This is a genomic window from Thermogutta sp., assembly GCF_014359955.1.
Taxonomy (GTDB): domain Bacteria; phylum Planctomycetota; class Planctomycetia; order Pirellulales; family Thermoguttaceae; genus Thermogutta.
This window is the reverse complement of the sequence record NZ_JACIYL010000630.1, coordinates 1-2,659: the sequence shown is the minus strand read 5'-3', so window position 1 is coordinate 2,659 and position 2,659 is coordinate 1. Positions and strand designations below refer to the sequence as shown.

2 protein-coding genes are annotated in these 2,659 nt (G+C 57.4%); both read left to right on the top strand.

What is annotated here, in order from left to right; translation table 11 throughout:
* The first annotated feature begins 440 nt into the window (after nt 1-440).
* Complete coding sequence (locus tag H5U08_RS15200; protein WP_297034905.1) at nt 441-1,073, top strand: TIGR03936 family radical SAM-associated protein; 633 nt, start codon at nt 441-443, stop codon at nt 1,071-1,073.
* A gap of 96 nt (nt 1,074-1,169) precedes the next feature.
* A partial coding sequence (locus H5U08_RS15195) for an Rne/Rng family ribonuclease (RefSeq protein ID WP_297034903.1) occupies nt 1,170-2,659 on the top strand: 1,490 nt, incomplete at its 3' end.

Below are 2,659 nucleotides of genomic sequence, written 5' to 3'. Positions count from 1 at the left end.
TTGGCCCACCGCGTAGCCCGCCCTGGGCTGGTCAAATGCTCCAGATTTTGCTATGCTGGGCAATCGATATGGCATGACAGGGCGATGATCGTCCTGGAAACGCCAGGGAATAGTCGCAGATATAAGGGGATCGAGGTCCCCCATTTGTGGCCATCAGACTGAGGAGGCGCGGGGACCGCGGTCTTAGTTGGGACACGGCCGCGGGCTGGGGCGAACAGGCCGCCTTGCCAACAGCAGGCGGCGCAGTATTTGAACGCGAACACTTTTACATTCCTCCGGCTCGCAGAACGCTTGGTTCCGGAGCCGAGGGGGTTCGTTACGCGGTTGTCAACGCTCTGTGAAAAGAGGTGACACGCATCGGATCGCGATCGGATCAATCGAATTCAGAGGTTTCCAGAAACCGAGGTCCCATCGCCAGCGGCAACGATGGGATGGACCGCTTGACGGTCCGGCAACGAGTGCGCATTCGCTTCTCCAAAACAGGAGATTTGCGATTTATCGGCCACCACGACCTGGTGCGAACTCTGGAGCGTCTGTTCCGGCGGGCAGAACTCCCGCTTGCTTTCAGCCAGGGGTTCCATCCGAAACCGAAGATCAGCTTTCCTCTGGCGCTGGCTCTCGGATTGGAAGGGCGTAACGAAGTTCTCGAACTCGAGTTGACCGAGGCTTTGTCCACCGACGAGATTCTCGCCCGCCTCCAGCGAGCAACTGTTCCAGGGTTGGCGTTTCATAGCGTCGAGCCTGTGCCACCCGGGACCCGCAAAGCGCAGGTGTCTCGCGTCACTTACGAGATCCGGGTTCCTGCGGAGCGAGAAGGGATGCTTCGTAGCCGGCTGGACGCGATCGGCGCCCACTCCCGCGTGGAAATGACGCAGCAGGGCCAGGCCGTCGAACGCAATCTCCTTGACCACCTTCTGGAGTGGAGTCTTGCGGACGGCCGTCTGAGTTTCACTCTCCGGGTCGATCCCCGCGGATCTCTCCATCCCCGGGAGGTGCTTCGCATCCTGGGGCTGGACGATCTCGAAGCACAGGGGATTCCTCTCGTGCGCAGTCGGGTGGAGGTAGTCTCATGACGAACGCGACGGGGATCTCACAGGACCGGACGCCCAGCATCGGCCGACGTCTCGCAATGCGCACTCGCCTCCAGAGCCGCAAAGGATGGCGAGTTTATGAAGCAGGAAATGTTGATCAATGCTGCCCAGCCTGAGGAATGTCGCATTGCCATTGTAGAAGACGGCGTCCTGGAAGAGCTTTACATCGAACGTGCTGACCAGGAAAGTTACGTCGGCAATATCTACAAAGGAGTCGTTGTCAATCTCGAGCCGAGCATTCAGGCGGCGTTCGTGGATTTTGGTGTCGGCCGGAATGGATTCCTCCACGTCAGTGATGTGGAACCCCAGTATTTTCGCCAGGCCGGGTATGACCCGGACGAACTCGGTGATCTACCGCCACCTGCCTCCGGTGTGCTCAATGGTCTGGATGGGGAAACCACGCGGCCGGTCCGAAATCGCCGGAATAACATTCGGCCCAGGGTTCGTCCTCCCATTCAAAGCATCTTCCGCCGCGGCGATGAGGTGATCGTTCAGGTTATCAAAGAGGGCATCGGCAACAAGGGACCAACGCTTTCCACCTACATCAGTATTCCGGGACGCTATCTCGTCTTGATGCCGGCTCTGGGTCGGGTGGGGATTTCGCGGAAGATCGAAGATGAAGCCACCCGGCGCCGCCTCCGCGAGATCATGCATCAGCTCGATTTGCCCAAAGGACTGGGATTCATCGTTCGCACGGCGGGAGCAGACCGCACGAGAAAGGAGCTTTCCCGGGACCTTGCCTATCTACTCCGCCTCTGGAAAGTGATTGTGCGGCGGATCAAAAAGCTGGAAGCTCCGGTCGATATCTACCAGGAAAGTGACATGATCATCCGCACCATTCGCGATATTTTCAGTGCGGAGGTGGGAACCATCATCATCGACGAGCCTAAAACTTACGAGCGGGCAAAAGAATTCCTGGAGATGGTCATGCCCCGCTATGTGGACCGGCTCAAATATTACGATGGAAAAGAACCGCTCTTCCACAAGTATGGTTTGGAAAAGGAAATAAGTATCATCCATCAGCGCGAAGTGCCACTGTCTCCGGGTGGATCCATCGTCATCGATCAGACCGAAGCGCTCGTCGCGATCGATGTCAATAGCGGGAATTTTCGTGTGGACGACTCTGCCGAAGAAACGGCGTTCCAGATCAATCTCATCGCCGCCAAGGAAATCGCCCGACAGATTCGGCTGCGTGATTTGGGAGGCGTGATCGTCAACGATTTTATCGACATGCGGAAGGAGAAGCATCGCCGGGCAGTAGAGAGGGCGTTGCGGGAGGCGGTGCGCCGCGATCGCGCAAGAACCAAAATTCTCCGCACGAGTCCGTTCGGTCTGATTGAAATGACCCGCCAGCGGATTCGCCCCAGTTTAAAGCGAACTCTCTACCGTGATTGTCCTCTGTGCAAAGGGGCCGGTTGGGTCAAGACCGTGGAGACCATGGCCATCGAGACCATGCGGCAGCTTCTTCTGGCCGTTCTGGTGGAACGCGTGGCCAAGATTACGGTGACCGTTCACGAGGATGTTGCTGAATATCTTAACAATAACAAACGACGTTTTATTACTGAATT